The organism is Frankia sp. CcWB3 (assembly GCF_977927595.1).
Genome location: NZ_CDWRCK010000401.1, coordinates 1 through 2,553, shown reverse-complemented (window position 1 = coordinate 2,553; position 2,553 = coordinate 1). Strand labels below are relative to the sequence as shown.

The 2,553-nt window shown below is 68.8% G+C and carries 2 protein-coding genes; both read left to right on the top strand.

The annotated features are described in order from the left end of the window. The coding region (locus ACY5KJ_RS19710; protein ID WP_462204065.1) for a sensor histidine kinase at positions 1-1,589 on the top strand (1,589 nt) is incomplete at its 5' end. 192 nt (positions 1,590-1,781) lie between these two features. Next, positions 1,782-2,540, top strand: a complete 759-nt coding sequence (locus tag ACY5KJ_RS19705; protein WP_462189330.1) for an O-methyltransferase — start codon at positions 1,782-1,784, stop codon at positions 2,538-2,540. Positions 2,541-2,553 lie beyond the last annotated feature (13 nt).

The window sequence follows — 2,553 nt, the reverse complement described above, 5'->3', positions numbered from 1 at the left end:
CGACAGATCCGGTGAAGTGGCGGCGGCTGTCCGCCGGCGCGGCCCCGCTGCCTGCCGCCGTACGCGACAGTGCGGCCGTGCCACCGGACGAGCTCCGGCTGTTCGACCCGAACGGTACGCCCGTGGCCGACACCGGGGACGACATCCCGATCATGGCCTGGGATCTGGATCGGGCCCGCCGGGAGAACGTGGTCATCAACCCGAACGCGGCCAATCGACACCGGATGATCATTATTGCTCCGGTGTCCAACGCGCAGGGTCTGGTCGGCATCCTGGCCGTCGCGCGCAGCGATGCCGGGCTGCGCGCCTCGATCATCCACCGGTGGACGATGATCGCCCTCGCGGGCGTCCTGGTCGCACTGACCGCATTGGGGATCTCGATCCTGCTGGCCCGCTGGGTGGGCCGGCCGCTGCGCCAGCTCGAGCAGGCGGCGACCGAACTCGGTGCCGGCGATCTCACGATCCGGGCCAGAGCCGTCGGTGGGCCGCCCGAGGCACGCAAACTTGCCACGACGTTCGACGCGATGGCGGGACGGCTCCAGTTACTGGTCGACAGCCAGCGCCGGTTCCTCGCCGACGTCTCCCACCAGATCCGCACCCCGCTGACGGCGATGCGCCTGCGCTTGGAGCTGCTGCAACAGGACGTGGACGCGGACACCGCCGACGAGGTCGCGGGCACCCTGGTCGAGGTGCACCGGCTCTCCCGGATGGTCGACGGGCTGCTGGCGGTCTCCCGGGCCGAGCATGCACCGATCCCGACCCAGCCGATCCCCCTCGCGGTCGTCGCCGAGGAACGATGCCTGATCCGGCGACCGGTCGCAGCCGCCGCCGGAGTGACACTGACCTGCGACGTCGACGCGGACCAAGTCGTCCAGTGCACCCCGGGGCGCCTGGAGCAGATCCTCGACAATCTCCTCAGCAACGCGCTGGAGGCCACCCCGTCCGGCGGCCGGGTCAGCGTCGCGTCCGGGACGAACCCACCGGCCCAGCCACGCCCGGTGGGCGCCGGGGGCACCGCGGAGGCGGGCCTCGGGACGGGGAGCACCGCGGACGAGATGGACGAGATGAACGTCACCGGACCGCAGAGCACCATGACGGCGGGAAGCAGGACGGCGGGAAGCAGGACGGCGGGAAGCAGGACGGCGGGAGGCATGGCGCGGCTCACGGTCGCCGACAGCGGGCGCGGCCTGAGCGCCGAGCAGCGGGCCGCCGCCTTCCGCCGGTTCAGCTCCAACCTCAATGCCGACCAGCGATGCGACAACCAGCGATGCGCCGACCAGCGAGGAGAGGTGCCCGGCCGGGCCGATCGGCGCGGGAACGGCCTCGGGCTCGCCATCGTGCATGCCCTGGCGACCGCCGACGGCGGGACGGTCACTCTGGCCGAGAGTGCCAGCCGGGGTCTGTGCGTCGTCCTCGACCTGCCCCGGACACCTCCAGACCGACGGCCGACGGCCGCCCGGCCGGCACCCGCGCAGAGATTCGTGGACGCGGCGGGCGGCACCCGCATCGCGGCCGCGCCGGGCTCCGGGGCGCGGGCGGCCCGGGCCCTCGGCGGACATCGGCAACCATCCACGAACTACTGGAAGTAGTGGATTACGTCACGACGGATCACGCCATGGCCGACGACAGGCCGTGGCGACCGGGCAACGGCTCCACCAGACTCCCGATTCACTAGATGATCTTTACTGGTTCTTTCCGAGCCGAGGAGCGGTCCGTAACCGCAATGCGTCCCGGGCCGGTTATTTTCGAACCGAGCCACCAGGAATGGAGTTCCACTGATCATGGTAAAAAGTCCGGCACAGAAGCTTCGTGACGTCGCGGCAACCGGCGTCAGCACGCTTCGCCGCGAAGGCGCAAAAAACGGCAAGAGATTGAAATCATCCTATCTGGCCGATCCGATCCACAGCTATCTGACGGAGCACAGCTCACCCCCGGATCCGATCCTCGACGAACTCTCCGCCGTGACGGCGGCGCTCCCCGAGGCGGAGATGCAGGTACCGGCCGAGCAGGGGACGTTCCTGACCATCCTGACGGCCTCGATCGCCCCGCGCCGCGCGGTCGAGATCGGTACCTTCACCGGCTATTCCGCGCTGTGCATCGCCCGGGGCCTGCCCGCCGACGGCCGACTTCTCTGCCTGGACATCAGCACGGAATGGACCTCGGTCGCCCGCCGGTACTGGGCTCGGGCCGGTGTTTCCGATCACATCGACCTCGTCCTCGGACCGGCGGCCGACAGCCTCGGCATACTCCCCGAAGAACCCACCTTCGACCTGGCGTTCATCGACGCGGACAAGACCTCGTATAGGAGGTATTACGAGCTTCTCCTTCCCCGGATGAACCCGAACGGGGTCATCATCGTCGACAATGTGTTGCAGTATGGGCACGTAGTGCGCTCCCACTCGGACAATCCTGCTGTCGTCGCCGTCAAACAGTTCAACGATCTTCTTACCGACGACTCCCGGGTACAGGTTGTCATGCTGCCCATTGCGGACGGACTGACCATCGTCCGGAAACTGCCCTCGCCGCGGACACCCGTCTAGTACTCCAACCCGA